14 protein-coding genes are annotated in these 16,298 nt (G+C 64.7%); 6 read left to right on the top strand and 8 right to left on the bottom strand.

Annotated features, from left to right (window positions below; genetic code table 11):
- Positions 1-15: 15 nt before the first annotated feature.
- Positions 16-687, bottom strand: coding sequence for a Crp/Fnr family transcriptional regulator (locus CJ010_RS08580; RefSeq protein WP_141017648.1), 672 nt, complete (start codon positions 685-687; stop codon positions 16-18).
- A gap of 253 nt (positions 688-940) precedes the next feature.
- Here CJ010_RS08580 and trxB point away from each other — a divergent pair, with 253 nt between their 5' ends.
- Together trxB and CJ010_RS08570 are read left to right on the top strand one after the other, a co-directional pair.
- The gene (gene trxB / locus CJ010_RS08575; RefSeq protein ID WP_141017647.1) at positions 941-1,897 is read left to right on the top strand and encodes a thioredoxin-disulfide reductase; all 957 of its coding nucleotides are present in this window, start codon (positions 941-943) and stop codon (positions 1,895-1,897) included.
- 8 nt (positions 1,898-1,905) lie between these two features.
- Entirely contained in the window at positions 1,906-2,958 is a 1,053-nt protein-coding gene (locus CJ010_RS08570) for a Smr/MutS family protein (protein WP_141017646.1), read from the top strand.
- Between the two features lie 36 nt (positions 2,959-2,994).
- On the opposite strand, the gene CJ010_RS08565 is transcribed toward CJ010_RS08570, so the two are convergent.
- The gene (locus CJ010_RS08565) at positions 2,995-3,333 is read right to left on the bottom strand and encodes a P-II family nitrogen regulator (protein WP_141017645.1); all 339 of its coding nucleotides are present in this window, start codon (positions 3,331-3,333) and stop codon (positions 2,995-2,997) included.
- 56 nt (positions 3,334-3,389) lie between these two features.
- On the bottom strand, positions 3,390-5,006 hold the full coding sequence (locus tag CJ010_RS08560) for an NAD+ synthase (protein ID WP_141017644.1): 1,617 nt from the start codon (positions 5,004-5,006) through the stop codon (positions 3,390-3,392).
- A 187-nt stretch (positions 5,007-5,193) separates the two neighbouring features.
- Here CJ010_RS08560 and CJ010_RS08555 point away from each other — a divergent pair, with 187 nt between their 5' ends.
- The gene (locus CJ010_RS08555) at positions 5,194-6,333 is read left to right on the top strand and encodes a GNAT family N-acetyltransferase (protein WP_141017643.1); all 1,140 of its coding nucleotides are present in this window, start codon (positions 5,194-5,196) and stop codon (positions 6,331-6,333) included.
- Between the two features lie 81 nt (positions 6,334-6,414).
- Here the strand turns inward: CJ010_RS08555 and ppa are convergent, their stop codons facing one another.
- Positions 6,415-6,942: an inorganic diphosphatase gene (gene ppa, locus CJ010_RS08550; protein ID WP_141017642.1), complete on the bottom strand. Its 528-nt coding sequence runs from the start codon at positions 6,940-6,942 to the stop codon at positions 6,415-6,417.
- A gap of 271 nt (positions 6,943-7,213) precedes the next feature.
- On the opposite strand from ppa, the gene CJ010_RS08545 reads away from it, so the two are divergent.
- The gene (locus CJ010_RS08545; RefSeq protein WP_141017641.1) at positions 7,214-10,036 is read left to right on the top strand and encodes an EAL domain-containing protein; all 2,823 of its coding nucleotides are present in this window, start codon (positions 7,214-7,216) and stop codon (positions 10,034-10,036) included.
- Between the two features lie 30 nt (positions 10,037-10,066).
- Here CJ010_RS08545 and CJ010_RS08540 read toward each other — a convergent pair whose 3' ends face one another.
- Together CJ010_RS08540 and CJ010_RS08535 are read right to left on the bottom strand one after the other, a co-directional pair.
- Entirely contained in the window at positions 10,067-10,276 is a 210-nt protein-coding gene (locus CJ010_RS08540) for a heavy-metal-associated domain-containing protein (protein WP_141017640.1), read from the bottom strand.
- 40 nt (positions 10,277-10,316) lie between these two features.
- Positions 10,317-12,752, bottom strand: coding sequence for a heavy metal translocating P-type ATPase (locus CJ010_RS08535; protein WP_240794533.1), 2,436 nt, complete (start codon positions 12,750-12,752; stop codon positions 10,317-10,319).
- A gap of 69 nt (positions 12,753-12,821) precedes the next feature.
- On the opposite strand from CJ010_RS08535, the gene CJ010_RS08530 reads away from it, so the two are divergent.
- On the top strand, positions 12,822-13,217 hold the full coding sequence (locus tag CJ010_RS08530) for a MerR family transcriptional regulator (RefSeq protein ID WP_141017639.1): 396 nt from the start codon (positions 12,822-12,824) through the stop codon (positions 13,215-13,217).
- Between the two features lie 19 nt (positions 13,218-13,236).
- On the opposite strand, the gene CJ010_RS08525 is transcribed toward CJ010_RS08530, so the two are convergent.
- Together CJ010_RS08525 and hemN are read right to left on the bottom strand one after the other, a co-directional pair.
- Positions 13,237-13,950 (bottom strand): sulfite exporter TauE/SafE family protein, encoded by a 714-nt coding sequence (locus CJ010_RS08525; protein WP_141017638.1) that lies wholly within the window; start codon positions 13,948-13,950, stop codon positions 13,237-13,239.
- A gap of 86 nt (positions 13,951-14,036) precedes the next feature.
- Positions 14,037-15,428: an oxygen-independent coproporphyrinogen III oxidase gene (gene hemN / locus CJ010_RS08520; protein ID WP_205754973.1), complete on the bottom strand. Its 1,392-nt coding sequence runs from the start codon at positions 15,426-15,428 to the stop codon at positions 14,037-14,039.
- 111 nt (positions 15,429-15,539) lie between these two features.
- Between hemN and fnr the strand changes: the two genes are divergently transcribed.
- On the top strand, positions 15,540-16,280 hold the full coding sequence (fnr, locus tag CJ010_RS08515; RefSeq protein ID WP_141020621.1) for a fumarate/nitrate reduction transcriptional regulator Fnr: 741 nt from the start codon (positions 15,540-15,542) through the stop codon (positions 16,278-16,280).
- The last annotated feature ends 18 nt before the right edge of the window (positions 16,281-16,298 follow it).

Here is a 16,298-nt window from a genome sequence, read left to right as displayed (position 1 = left end):
GAAGGCGGCGGGCTTTCAGATGTCGTTGAGCCGGTCGCGCAGGATGATGCCCTGCGCGGTCTCCTCGATCAGGCCTTCCTGGCCGAGATCCTTCATCACGCGGCTGACCATCTCGCGCGAGGCGCCGATCATCTTGGCGATGTCCTGCTTGGAGATCTTGCGCACCACCACCGTCTTGCCGTTCACGTCCTCGGCCATGTCGATGAGCAGACGCGCGACCCGCCCGTATACATCCATCAGCGCCAGGCTTTCGATCTTGCGGTCGGCGTTGCGCAGGCGCTCGGCGAGATTGCTCATGATGCGCCAGGCGATCTCGAAGTTTTCCTGCATGATCTGGCGGAAATCGTGCTTCGCGATCATCACCAGGTCGGCCGGCACCACCGCGATCACCGAAGCCGAACGCGGCTGCTCTCCGAACATGCCCATTTCGCCAAAGAGTTCGCCCTGGCCAAGGATGGACAGGATGACCTCGCGGCCATCCTCGTCGCTGACCACCACCTTGAGATTGCCGGTAAGCACGAAATAGACATAGTCGGTACGATCGCCGGCGCGAACCACGGCCTGACCACGCGGAATCCGGCGCATCATCGCGACCCGCGCAACCGCCGCCAGCACCTCGTCGGTCAACCCCTGGAACAGCGGGAAAGTCTTGAGCGCGATCGTCGAAACAGCGGTCGGCTGACTCATGAGGTCTCCGTGTGAATCCTGAGCAGGCTGCGGGTTGAACAAATGCGACGGCCTTGTCGCGGTCAAACGGCACGAAAGTATAAACGAATATCTCCGTGCGTCTAACCGCCGTCCTGCCGGGCAATACGGCTCGCGCCGAGCCCGACGGCGGTTCATTGGTCCCGACTATCGGCCCGATTGCCCGGCGCCGCAAAGTCGCTCGGCTATAATCCGCGCCAAAGACGTTTCACCTCCAATCTCGGGAAGCCCTGCCATGACGACGAAACACGCCCGCCTCCTCATCCTCGGCTCCGGCCCTGCCGGCTACACCGCCGCCGTGTATGCGGCACGCGCCAACCTCAACCCGGTGCTGATCACCGGTCTGGCCCAGGGCGGGCAGCTGATGACCACCACCGACGTCGACAACTGGCCTGCCGATGCCGACGGCGTCCAGGGCCCGGAACTGATGGAGCGCTTCCAGAAGCATGCCGAACGCTTCAACACCGAGATGCTGTTCGACCACATCCATACCGTCAAGCTGGGCGAGAAGCCCTTCCGCCTGATCGGCGACGCCGGCGAGTACACCTGCGACGCACTGATCATCGCCACCGGCGCCACCGCCAAGTACATCGGCCTGCCCTCGGAAGAGAAGTTCGCCGGTCGCGGCGTATCGGCCTGCGCCACCTGCGACGGCTTCTTCTACCGCAACCAGGAAGTCGCAGTGATCGGCGGCGGCAACACCGCGGTGGAGGAGGCGCTCTACCTTGCCAACATCGCCAAGAAGGTGACACTGGTGCATCGCCGCGAGAAGTTCCGTGCAGAGAAGATCCTGATCGACAAGCTCATGGAAAAGGTCGCGGCCGGCAAGATCGAACTCGCGCTCAATTCGACGCTGGATGAAGTGCTCGGCGACAACACCGGGGTCACCGGCATGCGCCTCAAGCAGCTCGACAGCGGCTCTACCCGGGACGTCGCGCTGCAGGGGGTGTTCATCGCCATCGGCCACAAGCCGAACACGGACATCTTCAAGGGCCAGCTGGAAATGGACGACACCGGTTACCTGATCACCCAGGGCGGCCGCAACGGCAACGCCACCCAGACCAGCATTACCGGCGTGTTCGCTGCGGGCGACGTTCAGGATCACATCTACCGCCAGGCGGTGACCTCGGCCGGGACCGGCTGCATGGCGGCACTCGATGCCGAGCGCTACCTCGACGCCATCGGCAAGTAAGCCTCACCATGCCCCGCCGCAAGGCCGATCCGGACCGGAACGACAGCAAGCCAGGCGGCGGGGACAGGCGCGCACATCCATTCGAGGCCCTCGCCGAACTGCGCCGGCGACAGGCCGACCGACAGACCACAAGACCAACGGCAGCAGCCAACGCGGACAAGCGCGCCACCCCCGCGGCAGAGGACGACACCGCCGCATTCCGTAAAGCCCTGCGCGATGTCGCACCGCTGCGCGACGATGGCCGCAAGGAAATCGAACGCCCACGCCCTGCCCCGGTCCCGCGCCCACGACCATCGGAACCGGAGGATATCGCCCCAGCGGCATCGCGCCGACCGCGTGATCCGTTGTCCGAGGCCTACGCCGACGTCACCCCCTTGCGCAACACCAACCGCGTCGCGCTGGCCCCTGCGCCTGCGCGCAACGTCTACCGCGCACTGGATGTCGCCGACGGCATCCAGGATCCGTCTCCGGACCTTGCCGAGCGTGCCTTGCGGGTCGTCCTCCCGCCTGAGGCCGAACACGTCGCCCCCGCCGAACTCTTCCGTAGCGTGATGCAGGACACCCGGCCGATCGATCTGCGCAACCGTGTCGAACTCGCCCGCCCGCAGCCTGCGCCGGCCCCGCTCAAGCGCGAGGCCGACGAGCGCTCGGCGCTCGACGAATCGCTGCTGGCGCCGCTCACGTTCGAGGATCGCCTCGACATGGGCGACGAAGCTGCATTCCTGCGCCCTGGCCTGCCGCGTCGGGTGTTGAGCGATTTGCGTCGCGGTCGTTGGACGCTGCAAGGCGAAATCGACCTGCACGGCTATACGCGCGAAGAGGCACGCGAGGCACTGGCCCATTTTCTTGCCGCCAGTCTGCAGCAAGGGCGTCGCTGCATCCGCGTAATCCACGGGAAGGGCCTGGGCTCACCAGGCAAGGTATCCATCCTGAAGCAGCTGTCGCGTGGTTGGCTGGCGCAGCGCGAAGAAATTCTCGCCTTCTGCCAGGCGGGGCCGCACGATGGCGGCTCCGGCGCGCTGCTGGTCTTGATGCGGGCGCCGAACGCCGCCCGCCGCTGACACGGCGCGAACACGCCGTGCGCCGGGAAAAACCGCTCAGATCGCGGCTTCGTTAGTCTCGCCGGTACGGATACGGATCACCTGCTCCACCGGGGTGACGAAGATCTTGCCGTCGCCGATCTTGCCAGTCTGCGCGGCCTTGATGATGGCATCCACGGTCTGCTCGACCATGTCGTCGGCCACCACCACCTCGACCTTGATCTTGGGCAGGAAGTCGACGACATACTCCGCGCCACGATAGAGTTCGGTATGGCCCTTCTGACGGCCGAAACCCTTGACCTCGGTCACGGTAAGGCCGGCGATGCCGACTTCCGACAGCGCTTCACGCACTTCGTCGAGTTTGAACGGCTTGATGATGGCTTCGATCTTCTTCATGTGAGTTCTCCGGTTCGGGGATGCGACGACGGGCGACAGACGCCTTGCGCCGTCATTCAGAATTCATCCTGATAGCGCGATGTTATCGGATAACGCCAGTCCCTGCCGAACCCGCGCTGGGTAACGCGGATGCCGACCGGCGACTGGCGCCGCTTGTATTCGTTGCGCTTCAGCATCGCCACCGTGCGGCGGACGTCGGCCTCGGGCAGGCCGCGGGCGATGATCTCGCGCGGCGACTCGTCGCGCTCCATGTAGGCCTCGATGATGGCATCGAGCACCTCGTAGGGCGGCAGACTGTCCTGGTCCTTCTGGTCGGGTTTCAACTCGGCCGAGGGCGGGCGGTCGATGATGTTCTGCGGAATCACCGGGCTCACGCTGTTGCGCCAGTTGCTCAGTTTGTAGACGAAAGTCTTGTAGAGATCCTTCAGCACCGCGAAGCCGCCGGCCATGTCGCCATACAGGGTGGCGTAGCCGGTCGCCATCTCGCTTTTGTTGCCGGTAGTGAGGACGATGGCACCGGTCTTGTTCGACAAGGCCATCAGGATCATGCCGCGGATGCGGCTCTGCAGGTTCTCTTCGGTGGTATCGGCCGGCAGCCCGGCGAATTGCGGCTCGAGCAGCTCGGCAAACACCTTCATCGCCGGCTCGATGGCGATCTCGTCGTAGCGCACGCCGAGCCGTTTCACCATCTCGCGCGAATCGTCCAGGCTCATCTGCGCGGTATAGGGCGACGGCATCATCACCGCACGCACCCTGTCGGCACCGAGCGCATCGACCGCCACGGCGAGCGTCAGCGCCGAGTCGATGCCGCCGGACAGACCGATGATGGCACCGGGAAACCGGTTCTTTGCAAGGTAATCGCGCACACCGGTGGTCAGCGCCGCATAGACGTCCGCCTCGGCCGACTTGAGCGCGACCCGACGGTCGGACACCCAGCTGCCGTGTTCGAGGCGGATCAGGTCCACGCCCTCCTCGAAAGCCGGCGCCTGGTAGGCCACGGAGCCATCGCGATCAAGTGCGAACGAGGCGCCATCGAACACCAGTTCGTCCTGGCCACCCACCATGTTGCAGTAAAGGATGGGCAAGCGCGTCTCGGTCACCCGTTCGCGCAACACGGTGTAGCGCAACTGTTGCTTGTTGATGTGAAAGGGCGAGGCGTTGAGCGACAGCAAGACCTCCGCGCCGGCGGCACGCGCCACCTCGGCCGGCCCCGGCTCCCACACGTCGGCGCAGATATTCACGCCGATGCGCAAACCCTTGAAGTCGAACACGCAGGGCGCACTGCCCGCTTCGAAATAGCGCTCCTCGTCGAACACTTCGTAGTTCGGCAGGAGATGCTTGTGGTAGGTGGCGATGATCTCGCCATTGCGGATCACCGAAGCCGTGTTGTAGTAGGCGCCGCCACGCTCTGCCGGATGGCCCAGCACCACGCACAGCCCTTCGGTGGCGAGGGCGATGCGGCGCACTTCGCGCGCGCAGGCGCGGTAGAAATCGGGACGCAGCAACAGGTCTTCCGGCGGATAGCCGGACAAGGCGAGTTCCGGGGTCAGGACGAGATCGGCGCCAGCGGCACGCGCGCTGCCTATCGCCTCGACGATGCGGTCGGCGTTGGCGACGAGGTCGCCCACCGTGAAATTGAGCTGGGCAACAGCGATGGAAAGCGAGGTATTCATGGGACGCAACTATATCCCTTCGTACCGGAGCGGTGGAGGCGCAGATGCTGCGCGTCATTCACAGCCGGCGTGGGCAAGCCTGTGGATAAGCCGTGGAGGACAATCCCAAACCGCCGCAGACAAAGCACTTCTTCGCATTGCACAATAATGTGGCAATACCACCTTTCCACAAGTTCCCGATGCCCCGATGATGCCCACCGACGGATTCCACCTTGTCTCCAGGCTGGCCGAAATTCCAGCCGCGGCCTGGGACCGCCTCGCCGGATCTCAGGTCTGTCTGTCCCATGCCTATCTCGACACCCTGGAACAGACCGGCTGTGTCGGCGGACGGACCGGCTGGACGCCCCGCCATGCGACGCTGTGGCGGAGCGGCGAGCTGGTCGCAGCGATGCCGCTGTACATCAAGCAGCATTCCTATGGCGAGTACGTGTTCGACTGGGCCTGGGCCGACGCCTATCAGCGTCATGGGCTCGACTACTACCCGAAGTGGCTTTGCGCGCTGCCATTCACGCCGATTCCCGGCCAACGGCTGCTCGGGCGCACCGCGGACGACCGTCGTGGACTGCTCGACAAGCTCCTCACACTGGCCGCCGACAGCGGTCTCTCTTCGCTGCACATCCTCTTCCCCGACGAGGACGAAGGACAATGGATGACCGACGCCGGCCTGCTGCTGCGCCAGGGCGTCCAGTTCCACTGGCAGAACGCCGGCTACACCGGTTTCGAGGACTTCCTTGCCGGCCTCAACCACGAAAAACGCAAGAAGATCCGGCAGGAACGCCGACGCGCAGCCGAGCACGGCCTGACGCTGCGCTGGCTGGACGGCCACAGCGCAACGGCGGCCGACTGGCGCTTCTTCCACCGCTGTTACGCCACGACCTACGCCCTGCACCGCTCCACGCCCTACCTCAACGAGGACTTCTTCACCGAACTCGCCCGCCGGCTGCCAACGCGCGTCCGCCTGCTGCTCGCCGAACGCGATGGCGCGGCACTTGCCGGCGCGTTCTTCCTGTGCGACGACAAGGCGCTCTACGGCCGCTACTGGGGCAGCACCGCGTCCTTTCCCTTTCTGCACTTCGAACTCTGCTACTACCAGGCGATCGCCTATTGCATCGAGCACGGTCTCGACCGTTTCGAAGGTGGGGCACAGGGCGAACACAAGCTGTCGCGCGGTCTGCTGCCGGTACTCACCCGCTCCGCCCACTGGATAGCGGACCCGCGCTTTCGCGATGCGGTCGATCGCTATCTGGCACGCGAGACCGAGGGCATCGGCTTCTACCTCGACGAACTCGCCGAACGGTCTCCCTTCCGCAGCCCCGGCGGCAGCTGAAAAGCAAAAGGCCCGCGCGATGGCGGGCCTTTCAATCGCAACGCAACGACCATCCCAGATGGCCGTCACTGCAGCACCGGCTTACTTCGCTGCGGCGGCGAGACCGTCGAGGATTTCCTTCTTGGCATCTTCCACGGTACCCCAGCCCAGCACCTTCACCCACTTGCCCGGTTCGAGATCCTTGTAGTGCTCGAAGAAATGCACGGTCTGCTTCATCAGCAGCTCGGGCAGATCGTCGGTGGTCTGCACCTTGTCGTACAGCGGGGTCAGCTTGGAGACCGGCACCGCGACTACCTTCGCATCCACACCACCATCGTCTTCCATTTTCAGCACGCCGACGGGGCGGCAGCGGATGACGACACCCGGCTGCAGCGGGAACGGCGTCACCACCAGAACGTCCACCGGATCGCCGTCGCCGGCCACGGTGTGCGGCACGTAGCCGTAGTTCAGCGGGTAGCGCATCGACGTACCCATGAAGCGGTCGACAAAAACGGCGCCGCTGTCCTTGTCCACTTCGAACTTGATCGGATCGCCTTGCGCGGAGATCTCGATGATCACGTTGATGTCGTTCGGCACGTCCTTGCCGGCCTTGACGAGATCGAAGCCCATACTCCCCTCCCATGGAAAAAGTCGGCGGATTATAAGTGGAAAAGCCGTCCGATATTGCAGCCGTGTCCCGCCCGGCGAGTTCGCGCCAGGGCATGAAGCGTGACCGCATTCTCGCCGGTGCTGCACCAGTGCTGGATCGCCTAATACAGAAGTCGTATCCTTGCGGACCTCCAACTAACCGCCGCATGGCGATGCAAGGCGCATCATCCTGGGTCGCATCTTCACTTTCCAGCTGAACGAAAAGAACCTGCCGCGGGCGATCACCGCCGGCATGCTGCTGCTCGTTCTGCTGATGACCGGCACCGTCGCCCTGCTTTCCGCGCTGCAGGACAGCCGCGACCTCGAACTCCGGCTGGCCGCGCGCGAGGCGGAAACGCTCGCGACCTACGAAACCCACCTGCGCAACCAGCTCGTCGGCCTTGCCGACTACCTGGAGTTCCAGCGCGCCCGCAGCGAGGAGCGTGCCCGCGCCATCGTCAGGGAGCAGGTGGATCTGGTGTTCGAGATGGCGACGGCGATCTACGAGCGCGAACACGGCCGCCTGCCCGAAGAGCGCATCCGCACGCTGATCATCGAAGCCATCCGGCCAATGCGCTTCCTCGACGGCCGCGGCTATTACTTCATCGACACCCTGGACGGCCGCTGCGTACTGCTGCCGATCTCGCCGGAACGCGAAGGGAGCTCGCTGTGGGACAACCGCGACGACAGCGGCCACTACATCATGCGCGGTCTCATCGACGCCGCCCGTAACCCGCAAGGGGCTGGGTTTTCGCGCTACCGCTGGTATCGGCCCGACAACACCGAGACGATGGCGGAGAAGATCGCCTACGTGCGCCGCTTCGAACCCTTCGACTGGATCATCGGCGCCGGCGAGTACATCTACAAGATCGAAGCCGACCTGCAGCGCGAAGCCCTGAAGCGGATCGAATCACAGCGCTTCCAGCCGGACGGCGTGATCGGGGTCGCCACGCCGGATGGTCACATCCTGGTCGAACCCCACCTGTCCATGCAGCCGCTGCCGCAGCACGCCAGGCTCGAACAGACACCGGAGCCGCACTGGACGCAGGCAGCGCGCGAGATCATCGCCCAACACGGCGGCGGCCGGCTGCAGTTCACGATGAAGACCGCCGACGGTCGCTCCGAGCGCCGGCTCGCCTACGCCGTCGAGCACGCCGGCTGGGGCTGGCACCTGGTCGCCAGCATCGGGCTGGCGGAACTCGACGCTGCGCTCGAGCGCGAACGCGCCGACCTGCATCGCAACGCCGCCCATCGCCTGCGGCTGACCCTTGCATTGCTGGCGCTCGCGTCCCTGGTCACGGTACTGTTCGGACTTGCCCTTTCAGGCTGGCTCACCCGACGTTTCGCCATTTATCGAACCGCGATCGCCGAACGCAACGCCACGCTGGAAGAGAACAACCGCGAGCTGCAGCTCGCCTCCAGGGTATTCGAATGCGGCAACGAGGCCATGATGGTGCTCGATGCCAGCCACCGCTACCTGGCGGTGAATTCGGCCTTTACGCAAATGGTCGCGGTCGACGGCAAGGCGCTGGAGGGACGTCCGGTTGCCGAACTTTTCGGCACGCACGATGGCTCCGGCTGGCCGGACATCGAGCGCGAACTCGCCAGCGTCGGCGCCTGGAGCGGTGAAGTCTGCGTACGCCGCACCGACAGGACGGAGCTGGCCGCGCAACTCTCGATCAGCGCGGTCACCAGCCCTGCCGGCAAGGCGACACATTTCGTCGGCGCGCTCACCGACATGACCGGGCACAAGCAGACCGAGGCGCTGCTGCGCCACATGGCGGAATACGACGCTCTCACCGACCTGCCCAATCGGGTACTGCTGCGCGATCGCGCCCGGCTCGCCATCCAGTCGGCCGCCCAGTCCGGCCGGCTTGCGGCCATGCTGTTCATCGATCTCGACCGCTTCAAGAACGTGAACGACTCGCTCGGCCACAGCGTCGGCGATGCGCTGCTGCGGTTGGTTGCCCAGCGCCTGTCTGGGCTCGTATCGCCGTCCGACACGATCAGCCGCCCCGGTGGCGACGAGTTCGTGGTGTTGCTGACCGACCTTGCCAGCCGCGAGGACATCGCCGCACAGGCCGCGCGCATCATCGCCGCCTTCGCGTCGGCCTTCCGTGTCGACCACTACGAACTGTCGGTCACACCCAGCGTCGGTATCGCCGTATGGCCGCACGACGGCGTGGACGCCGACACGCTGCTGCGCAATGCGGACGCGGCGATGTACCACGCCAAGGAATCGGGCCGTAACACCTATCGCTTCTTCACCAGCGAGATGAGCCTGCAGGTACGCGAGCGCCTCGACCTGGAGAACCTGCTGCGCCAGGCGCTGATGCGTGATGAGTTCGAAGTCCATTACCAGCCGCAGTTCAGCCTCGCCGACCAGCGCATCCTCGGCTGCGAGGCCCTGATACGCTGGCGGCACCCGGAACGCGGTCTGGTTCCGCCGGACCGTTTCATACCGCTGGCGGAAGACACCGGCCTCATCGTCGCGATCGGCCGCTGGGTACTCGCCGCGGCCTGTACCCAGGCCCGCCTCTGGCAGGACGCCGGCCTGGGTGACATCCCGGTCGCGGTCAACGCTTCACCGGTACAGATCCATCACGGCAACTTCGCCGAAACAGTAGCGGAAGTCCTCACCGAATCCGGCCTCCCGGCCCGATTACTGGAGATCGAACTGACCGAATCGACGCTGATGGCCGACGCTGCCCCCGTCGCAGCCACCCTGACCGCGCTGCAGAACGCCGGCGTGCGGCTGGCCATCGACGACTTCGGCACCGGCTACTCCAGCCTCGCCTACCTGAAGCGCTTCAAACTCGACAAGCTGAAGATCGACCGTTCCTTCATCAACGATCTGCCGGGCGATGTCGACGACGCCAACATCACCGTCGCCATCATCGGCATCGCCCGCAGCCTGGGCATGGGCGTGATTGCGGAAGGCGTCGAGACCCCGGAACAACAGCAGTTCCTGCTCGAACGGGGTTGCGGCGAAGGCCAGGGCTATCTCTTCTCCCGGCCACTCACCGCGGAAGCCATGACGGCGCTGCTGCGACGCACCGCCGCCATCGACACCTGACGCCCGGGCGCGCTACCGCTCGGCACGCCTTCAGGCCGGCGAATCGAATCCGGCTGCCTCGACGGCCTCGCGCAACTGCGCCACGTTGACCTGCGCCGGGTCGAACCTGATCTTTGCCTGCGCCGCGTCGAGCGACACTTCCGCATCTGCCACACCCGCCAGGCCCTTCAGCACACCCGTCACGTTGCGTACGCAACCACCGCAGCTCATGCCGTCGACCTTGATCGTCACTTCGTCCATCGTTTCTCACTCCTGTTGAAAGATTGATCGGAACAACACGCTAACGCCCGGCGCGCCAGCGCCGCAGCAGGAGCGAATTGCTCACTACCGACACCGAACTCATCGCCATCGCCGCACCGGCCACCACCGGATTGAGCATTCCCGCTGCCGCCAGCGGAATGCCGAGCACGTTGTAGATGAAGGCGAAGAAAAGGTTCTGGCGGATCTTCGCCAGCGTGGCGCGGGACAGGTCGATCGCGTCCGCCACGCCGTGCAGGGAATTGCGCACCAGGGTGATGTCGGCGGCCTCGACCGCGACGTCGGCACCGACGCCGATCGCAAAGGACACATCCGCCGCAGCAAGAGCAGGCGCGTCGTTGATACCGTCACCGGCCATGCCCACCCTCGCCTTGCCACCGCTCTCGGCCGCCAGCGCCGATACCACCGCGGCCTTGTCGCCCGGCAGCACACCGGCCCGCCATTCGGTAATGCCGGTCTGCTGGGCGATCGCCCGCGCTGTGGCCGGATGGTCGCCGGTCAGCATCAGCACCCGCAGGCCCTTTGCCTGCAAGCGGGCGACCGCCGACGCGGAATCCTCCCTTACCCGGTCGGCGACCCCCACCAGTCCGGCGAAGCGGCCATCGACAGCGACCGCGACCAGCGTCTTGCCCGCATCCGCGAGCGCCGCGCACAGCGCGTCCGCCGCCACGACTCCGCGCTCGGCAAGGAAAGCAGGGGAGCCCACCCACACCGTCCTGCCTTCCACCACGCCTTCGACGCCCTTGCCCGGCACCGCCTGCACACCCGTCGCTGCCGGTAGCGTACCAGCCTCACTGCGGGCGGCCTCGACCACTGCGGCCGCGATCGGATGGGCGCTGGCCTGCTCCAGCGCTGCCGCGCACGCAAGGAGCTTACCGCGCGTCCAGCCGTCGGCCGGCACCACCTCGCTGACAGCCGGCTGCCCCTCGGTCAAGGTGCCGGTCTTGTCCACCGCCAGGATCCTGATCTGCTCTGCAAACTCCAGAGCTGCCGCGTTCTTCACCAGCATCCCTGCGCGTGCCCCCTGGCCCGTACCCACCATGACTGCGGTCGGCGTGGCTAGCCCCAGCGCACACGGACAGGCAATCACCAGAACGGCAACCGCATTGATCAAAGCCTGCTGGAAATCTCCGGAGAACAGCCACCAGCCGGCCAGAGTGAGCAAGGCAATACCCACCACCACCGGCACGAACACCGCAGCGATCTCGTCGGCTCGCCTTTGCACCGGCGCCTTCGAGCCTTGTGCCTGCTCCACCAGCCTGATAATGCCTGCCAGCAGCGTGCTGGCACCAACCCCGGTCGCCCGACAGCGCAGCGCGCCCTCGCCATTGACGGTCGCAGCGAAGACCTTGTCACCCGCGGCCTTGTCCACGGGCAGGCTCTCCCCGGTCAGCATCGCCTCGTTGAGCGCCGAACGACCGGATTCGACCACGCCGTCCACCGGCACGGCGTCGCCTGGGCGCAATACGAAGAAATCCCCGGGATGCAGGCTGTCGACCGGCACGTCGACCAGCTCACCGTCGCGCTCGACCCGGGCCATCTTGGGCTGCAGGCGCAACAGCGCATCCAGCGCCGCAGTGGTCCGCGCCTTGGCGCGGGCCTCCATCAGTTTGCCGAGCAGGATGAGCGTGATGATCATCGCCGACGCCTCGAAATAGACGTGGAGGTCATGGCGATCGAACAGGGTGACAAAGAGGCTGTAGAAGTAGGCCATGCTGGTGCCGAGGGCAACCAGCACATCCATGTTGGCCGAACCACCCCGCAGCGCCGACCAGGCACCGCGGTAGAAGCGCGCCCCAATCCAGAACTGCACAGGCGTCGCCAGCAGCAGCTGCACCCAGCGCGGGATGATGTCATGCATCGCATCCATGCCACCCAGGCCGAACATCGCCGGCATCTGCGCCGCGAGCGGAAGGGTCAGCACTGCCGCGATGACGAAGCGCCGGCGCTCCTCGCGCCAATGCTCCTGCTGCCGCAGCCTGGCCTGATCGCGCGCTGCCAGTCCGGTCTCGGTCGCCTCGAAACCGGCCTTCAGCACCGCCTGGCGGATCAGCTCGGGGGTGACCAGCCCGGGGGTATAGCGCAGCGTTGCGCGCTCGCTGGCAAAGTTCACCGTGCCCGACACGCCCGGCAGACGGTTCAGAACCTTTTCGAGTCGCTGGGCACAGGCCACGCAGGTCATGCCGCCGATACCGAGTTCCAGCGTGGCATCCGGCACGTCGAAGCCGGCCTTTCGTATCGCCGCAACGATCCCTGCCGGCGTAGTGTCGGCGCCGGCAAGGCGCACGTGCGCTTTCTCGGCCGCGAGATTCACACTGGCCGCAACACCGGGGAGGCGGTTGAGGATCTTCTCGATGCGGCCCGCGCAGGCCGCGCAGGTCATGCCTGCCACCGGCAGATCGAGATTCGATACCACGGCGGCCGAGACAGCCCCGTCTTTGACCATGATTGCTGACATACTGTGCTCTTGCATGAAGCGACGATGAAGCGCAGTCTAAACCCCGTACTTGAGTACGGAGTCAACACCATGGCCAGCTACACCATCGGCGCCCTCGCGAAAGCGGCCGACGTCGGCGTGGAAACCATACGCTATTACCAGCGGCGCGCCCTGCTGGACGAACCCCAAAGGCGCAACGGCAGCTACCGCGCATACGGCGATGCGGATCTCTCCAGGCTACGCGCGATCCGCAGGGCTCAGCAGCTCGGCTTCTCGCTCGACGAGATTGCGGGCTTGCTATCGCTCAACGAGGAGACCGATCGAGACAAGGCGCGTAACCTGGCTCAGACAAAAATCGATCTCATCGAAGCACGCATGCGTCAGCTCGGTGAGATGCGCGACGCACTGCGCGAACTGGTGCAGTGTTGTCACGCCACCACCGCACCCGCCCCCTGCCCGATCCTGAAGGCCCTGGCGCGGGACTGAAGTCCCCCGGCGACGAGCGTCAGACCAGACAGACCACGCCGTTCCACAACGAACCGCCCAGGGTGGGCGCATGGAACAGCCCGAACACGCCGAACCCCAGCACCATCAGGCCCGCGGCAAAGCGTACCTTGCTGTTACGGGTGAGATCGCGAAAGCGCTTGAACAACATGCCAGCGAGCAGCAGATTGGGCAGCGTTCCCAGGCCGAAGGCCAGCATCAATCCCGCGCCACGCGCGGCCGATCCGGTCACCAGCGCGGTCGCAAGTACGCTATACACCAGCCCGCATGGCAGGAAACCCCACAGCAGGCCGAGCGGCAGCGCCTGCTTCACCGAATGCGCCGGCAGGAATCTGCGCGTCGCCGGTTGCAGCCGGCGCCACAAATGGTGCCCAGCCTTCTCCACCGGCGCGAGCACCGAAGTGAAGCCTGTCAGGTAAAGCCCGAGCGCGATCAGCATCAGGTTGGCGAGAACGTAAAGGCTGATCTGCACCGGCAGCACGCCGCCGTACAGCATGCCGACCGAACCGAGCGCCCCGAGCAGGCCGCCCGTCAGCGTATAGGTGGCGATACGACCGAGGTTGTACGCAAGATGGATGGGCCACTGACGACGGCTTTCCGCTGGCGTACGTACCTGTACGCTGAGTGCCCCGACAATGCCGCCGCACATGCTGACGCAGTGAGTGCCGCCGAGAAGACCAATCAGGAATACCGCAAAGTAGCCGGTTTCAGGCATGGGAAAATCTTGAACGCCCGCGAAAGGCGCGGCTCGAGCAGCAAGGAGAAGCCTGCATTCTACGCTCCCCGCTGCTCCGGCCGCACTCAGATCACGCGGGAATAGCGGGCCCGCTCGCGATCAGCGCGCAGGTAGCGATCGAACACCATGGCAATTCCGCGCACCAGCATCCGCCCTGCCGGCAACACGCTGATCCAGTCGCCCTCTACCTTGAGCAATCCCGCCGCCTCCATCTCCTTGAGATCCGCCAGCTCGTCGGCAAAATACTCGCGGAAGTCGATGAGGTGGGCGATCTCGATGGACTGCATCGACAGCTCGAAATGGCACATCAATGCCTGGATTACAGAACGCCGCAGCAGGTCGTCGGCAGTCAGTTCGATGCCACGCAATACCGGTAGCTCGTCACGATCCAGCACGTCATAGTATTCGTCCAGCGTCTTCACGTTCTGCGAATAGACCGGACCGATCTTCCCGATCGCCGACACACCGAACGCGAGCAGATCGCACTCGGCCTGGGTCGAATAACCCTGGAAGTTGCGGTGCAGCCGGCCCTGCCGCTGGGCGACGGTAAGCTCGTCGTCGGGTTTGGCGAAGTGATCCATCCCGATGTAGACGTAGCCGGCCTCGGTCAGACGGCGGATGGCGAGTTGCAGGATCTGCAGCTTCGCATCGGCACTCGGCATGTCGCTCTGGAGGATGCGGCGCTGCGGTTTGAACAGTCCGGGGAGATGAGCGTAACTGTAGAGCGAGATACGGTCCGGCGAGATGTCCAGCACCTGCTCAAGCGTGCGGTTGAAGCTGATCACGTTCTGCTTGGGCAGGCCGTAGATAAGGTCCATGCTAACCGACTTGAAGCCGGTGGCGCGGGCCGCTTCGATCACCAGGCGCGTCTCTTCGACGCTTTGCACCCGGTTGACCGCGCGCTGCACGTCTTCGGCGAAGTCCTGCACGCCGACGCTCATACGGTTGAACCCCAGGGTGGCCAACAATTCGACCGTGTCGAAATCGACTTTGCGTGGGTCGACCTCGATCGAATACTCGCCGTTGGGCACCAGATTGAAATGCGCCCGCACCGAATCCATCAACTGTCGCAGTTCCTCGTGCGACAGGAAGGTGGGCGTGCCGCCGCCGAGGTGCAACTGGGTGACCTGGCGGCTGCCACCGAGCGCGGCAGCCTGCATCTCGATCTCCTTGGCCAGATATTTCAAGTATTTGGCCGAACGCCCGTGATCCTTGGTGATGATCTTGTTGCAGGCACAGTAGTAGCAGATCGTGTTACAGAACGGGATGTGGAAGTATAATGACAGCGGTCGGCTAACCCCGCCAACCGCCCGTCTGGCCAACCAATCCTGCAAAGCCCTCGCATCGAACGCTTCGACAAAACGATCGGCCGTCGGATACGAGGTATAACGCGGTCCGTTGATGTCGAACCTGCGTATGAGTTGCGGATCGAAGATGAGGTCTGTGTGGGCGTTCATGATCGTGCTGCGGCAATGTGTGCCGAACAATGGCAGAAAGCCGGCGTTTTGTGGTTGACTTGGATCAACGCGACGATCCTCCTACAAACTCGGAGCAAGTGTATCGTGCAGATGAAGGCAGCAGTGCCGATTACTGTAGCAGGACTCAAGACGGCCTGTTCCCAATGCAACCTGGTGGAACTCTGCCTCCCCTTCGGGATGACCGAAAACGAGATCGACCGGCTTGACGAGCTGGTCGGCGCACGACGCAAGATCAAGCGTCAGCAACATCTGTATCGGGCTGGCGATCCCTTCGAAGCAATCTACGCGATCCGCGCCGGTTCGTTCAAGACGGATGTGCTGCTCGAAGATGGCCGGGACCAGGTCACCGGCTTCCAGATGACCGGCGAAATCATCGGCCTGGACGGCATCAGCAACGAAGTTCACTCCTGCAACGCGATCGCGCTGGAAGACAGCGAGGTTTGCGTGATCGCCTATGCGAAGCTGGAGGAACTGTCGCGTGAAATCGAGGGCCTGCAGCACCAGTTCCACAAGGTGATGAGCCGCGAGATCGTGCGCGACCACGGCGTGATGATGCTGCTTGGATCCATGCGGGCCGAAGAGCGCCTCGCCGCCTTTCTGCTGAACATGTCGCAGCGCTTTACTGCGCGCGGCTTCTCCGCTGCAGAATTCCACCTGCGCATGACGCGCGAGGAAATCGGCTCCTATCTCGGGCTCAAACTCGAGACCGTCTCCCGTGCCTTCTCGCGCTTCCAGGACGAAGGGCTGGTTGCTGTCCAGCAGAAACACATTCGTATCCTCGACAGTGCCGGCCTCAAGAAACTGATCCAGCACCAGTCAGCCTGCCGCTGACGGCCGCGGGCCAGCCAC

Source organism: Azoarcus sp. DD4 (assembly GCF_006496635.1).
In the GTDB taxonomy this organism is placed as follows: domain Bacteria; phylum Pseudomonadota; class Gammaproteobacteria; order Burkholderiales; family Rhodocyclaceae; genus Azoarcus.
This window is presented reverse-complemented; position numbering and strand designations above follow the sequence as displayed.

What these genes read in the sequence shown, in the direction of transcription:
- CJ010_RS08580 (WP_141017648.1), bottom strand. Translation starts at nt 687, where the DNA reads ATGAGTCAGCCGACCGCTGTTTCGACGATCGCGCTCAAGACTTTCCCG.
- trxB (WP_141017647.1), top strand. Translation starts at nt 941, where the DNA reads ATGACGACGAAACACGCCCGCCTCCTCATCCTCGGCTCCGGCCCTGCC.
- CJ010_RS08570 (WP_141017646.1), top strand. Translation starts at nt 1,906, where the DNA reads ATGCCCCGCCGCAAGGCCGATCCGGACCGGAACGACAGCAAGCCAGGC.
- CJ010_RS08565 (WP_141017645.1), bottom strand. Translation starts at nt 3,333, where the DNA reads ATGAAGAAGATCGAAGCCATCATCAAGCCGTTCAAACTCGACGAAGTG.
- CJ010_RS08560 (WP_141017644.1), bottom strand. Translation starts at nt 5,006, where the DNA reads ATGAATACCTCGCTTTCCATCGCTGTTGCCCAGCTCAATTTCACGGTG.
- CJ010_RS08555 (WP_141017643.1), top strand. Translation starts at nt 5,194, where the DNA reads ATGATGCCCACCGACGGATTCCACCTTGTCTCCAGGCTGGCCGAAATT.
- ppa (WP_141017642.1), bottom strand. Translation starts at nt 6,942, where the DNA reads ATGGGCTTCGATCTCGTCAAGGCCGGCAAGGACGTGCCGAACGACATC.
- CJ010_RS08545 (WP_141017641.1), top strand. Translation starts at nt 7,214, where the DNA reads ATGCTGCTGCTCGTTCTGCTGATGACCGGCACCGTCGCCCTGCTTTCC.
- CJ010_RS08540 (WP_141017640.1), bottom strand. Translation starts at nt 10,276, where the DNA reads ATGGACGAAGTGACGATCAAGGTCGACGGCATGAGCTGCGGTGGTTGC.
- CJ010_RS08535 (WP_240794533.1), bottom strand. Translation starts at nt 12,752, where the DNA reads ATGTCAGCAATCATGGTCAAAGACGGGGCTGTCTCGGCCGCCGTGGTA.
- CJ010_RS08530 (WP_141017639.1), top strand. Translation starts at nt 12,822, where the DNA reads ATGGCCAGCTACACCATCGGCGCCCTCGCGAAAGCGGCCGACGTCGGC.
- CJ010_RS08525 (WP_141017638.1), bottom strand. Translation starts at nt 13,950, where the DNA reads ATGCCTGAAACCGGCTACTTTGCGGTATTCCTGATTGGTCTTCTCGGC.
- hemN (WP_205754973.1), bottom strand. Translation starts at nt 15,428, where the DNA reads ATGAACGCCCACACAGACCTCATCTTCGATCCGCAACTCATACGCAGG.
- fnr (WP_141020621.1), top strand. Translation starts at nt 15,540, where the DNA reads ATGAAGGCAGCAGTGCCGATTACTGTAGCAGGACTCAAGACGGCCTGT.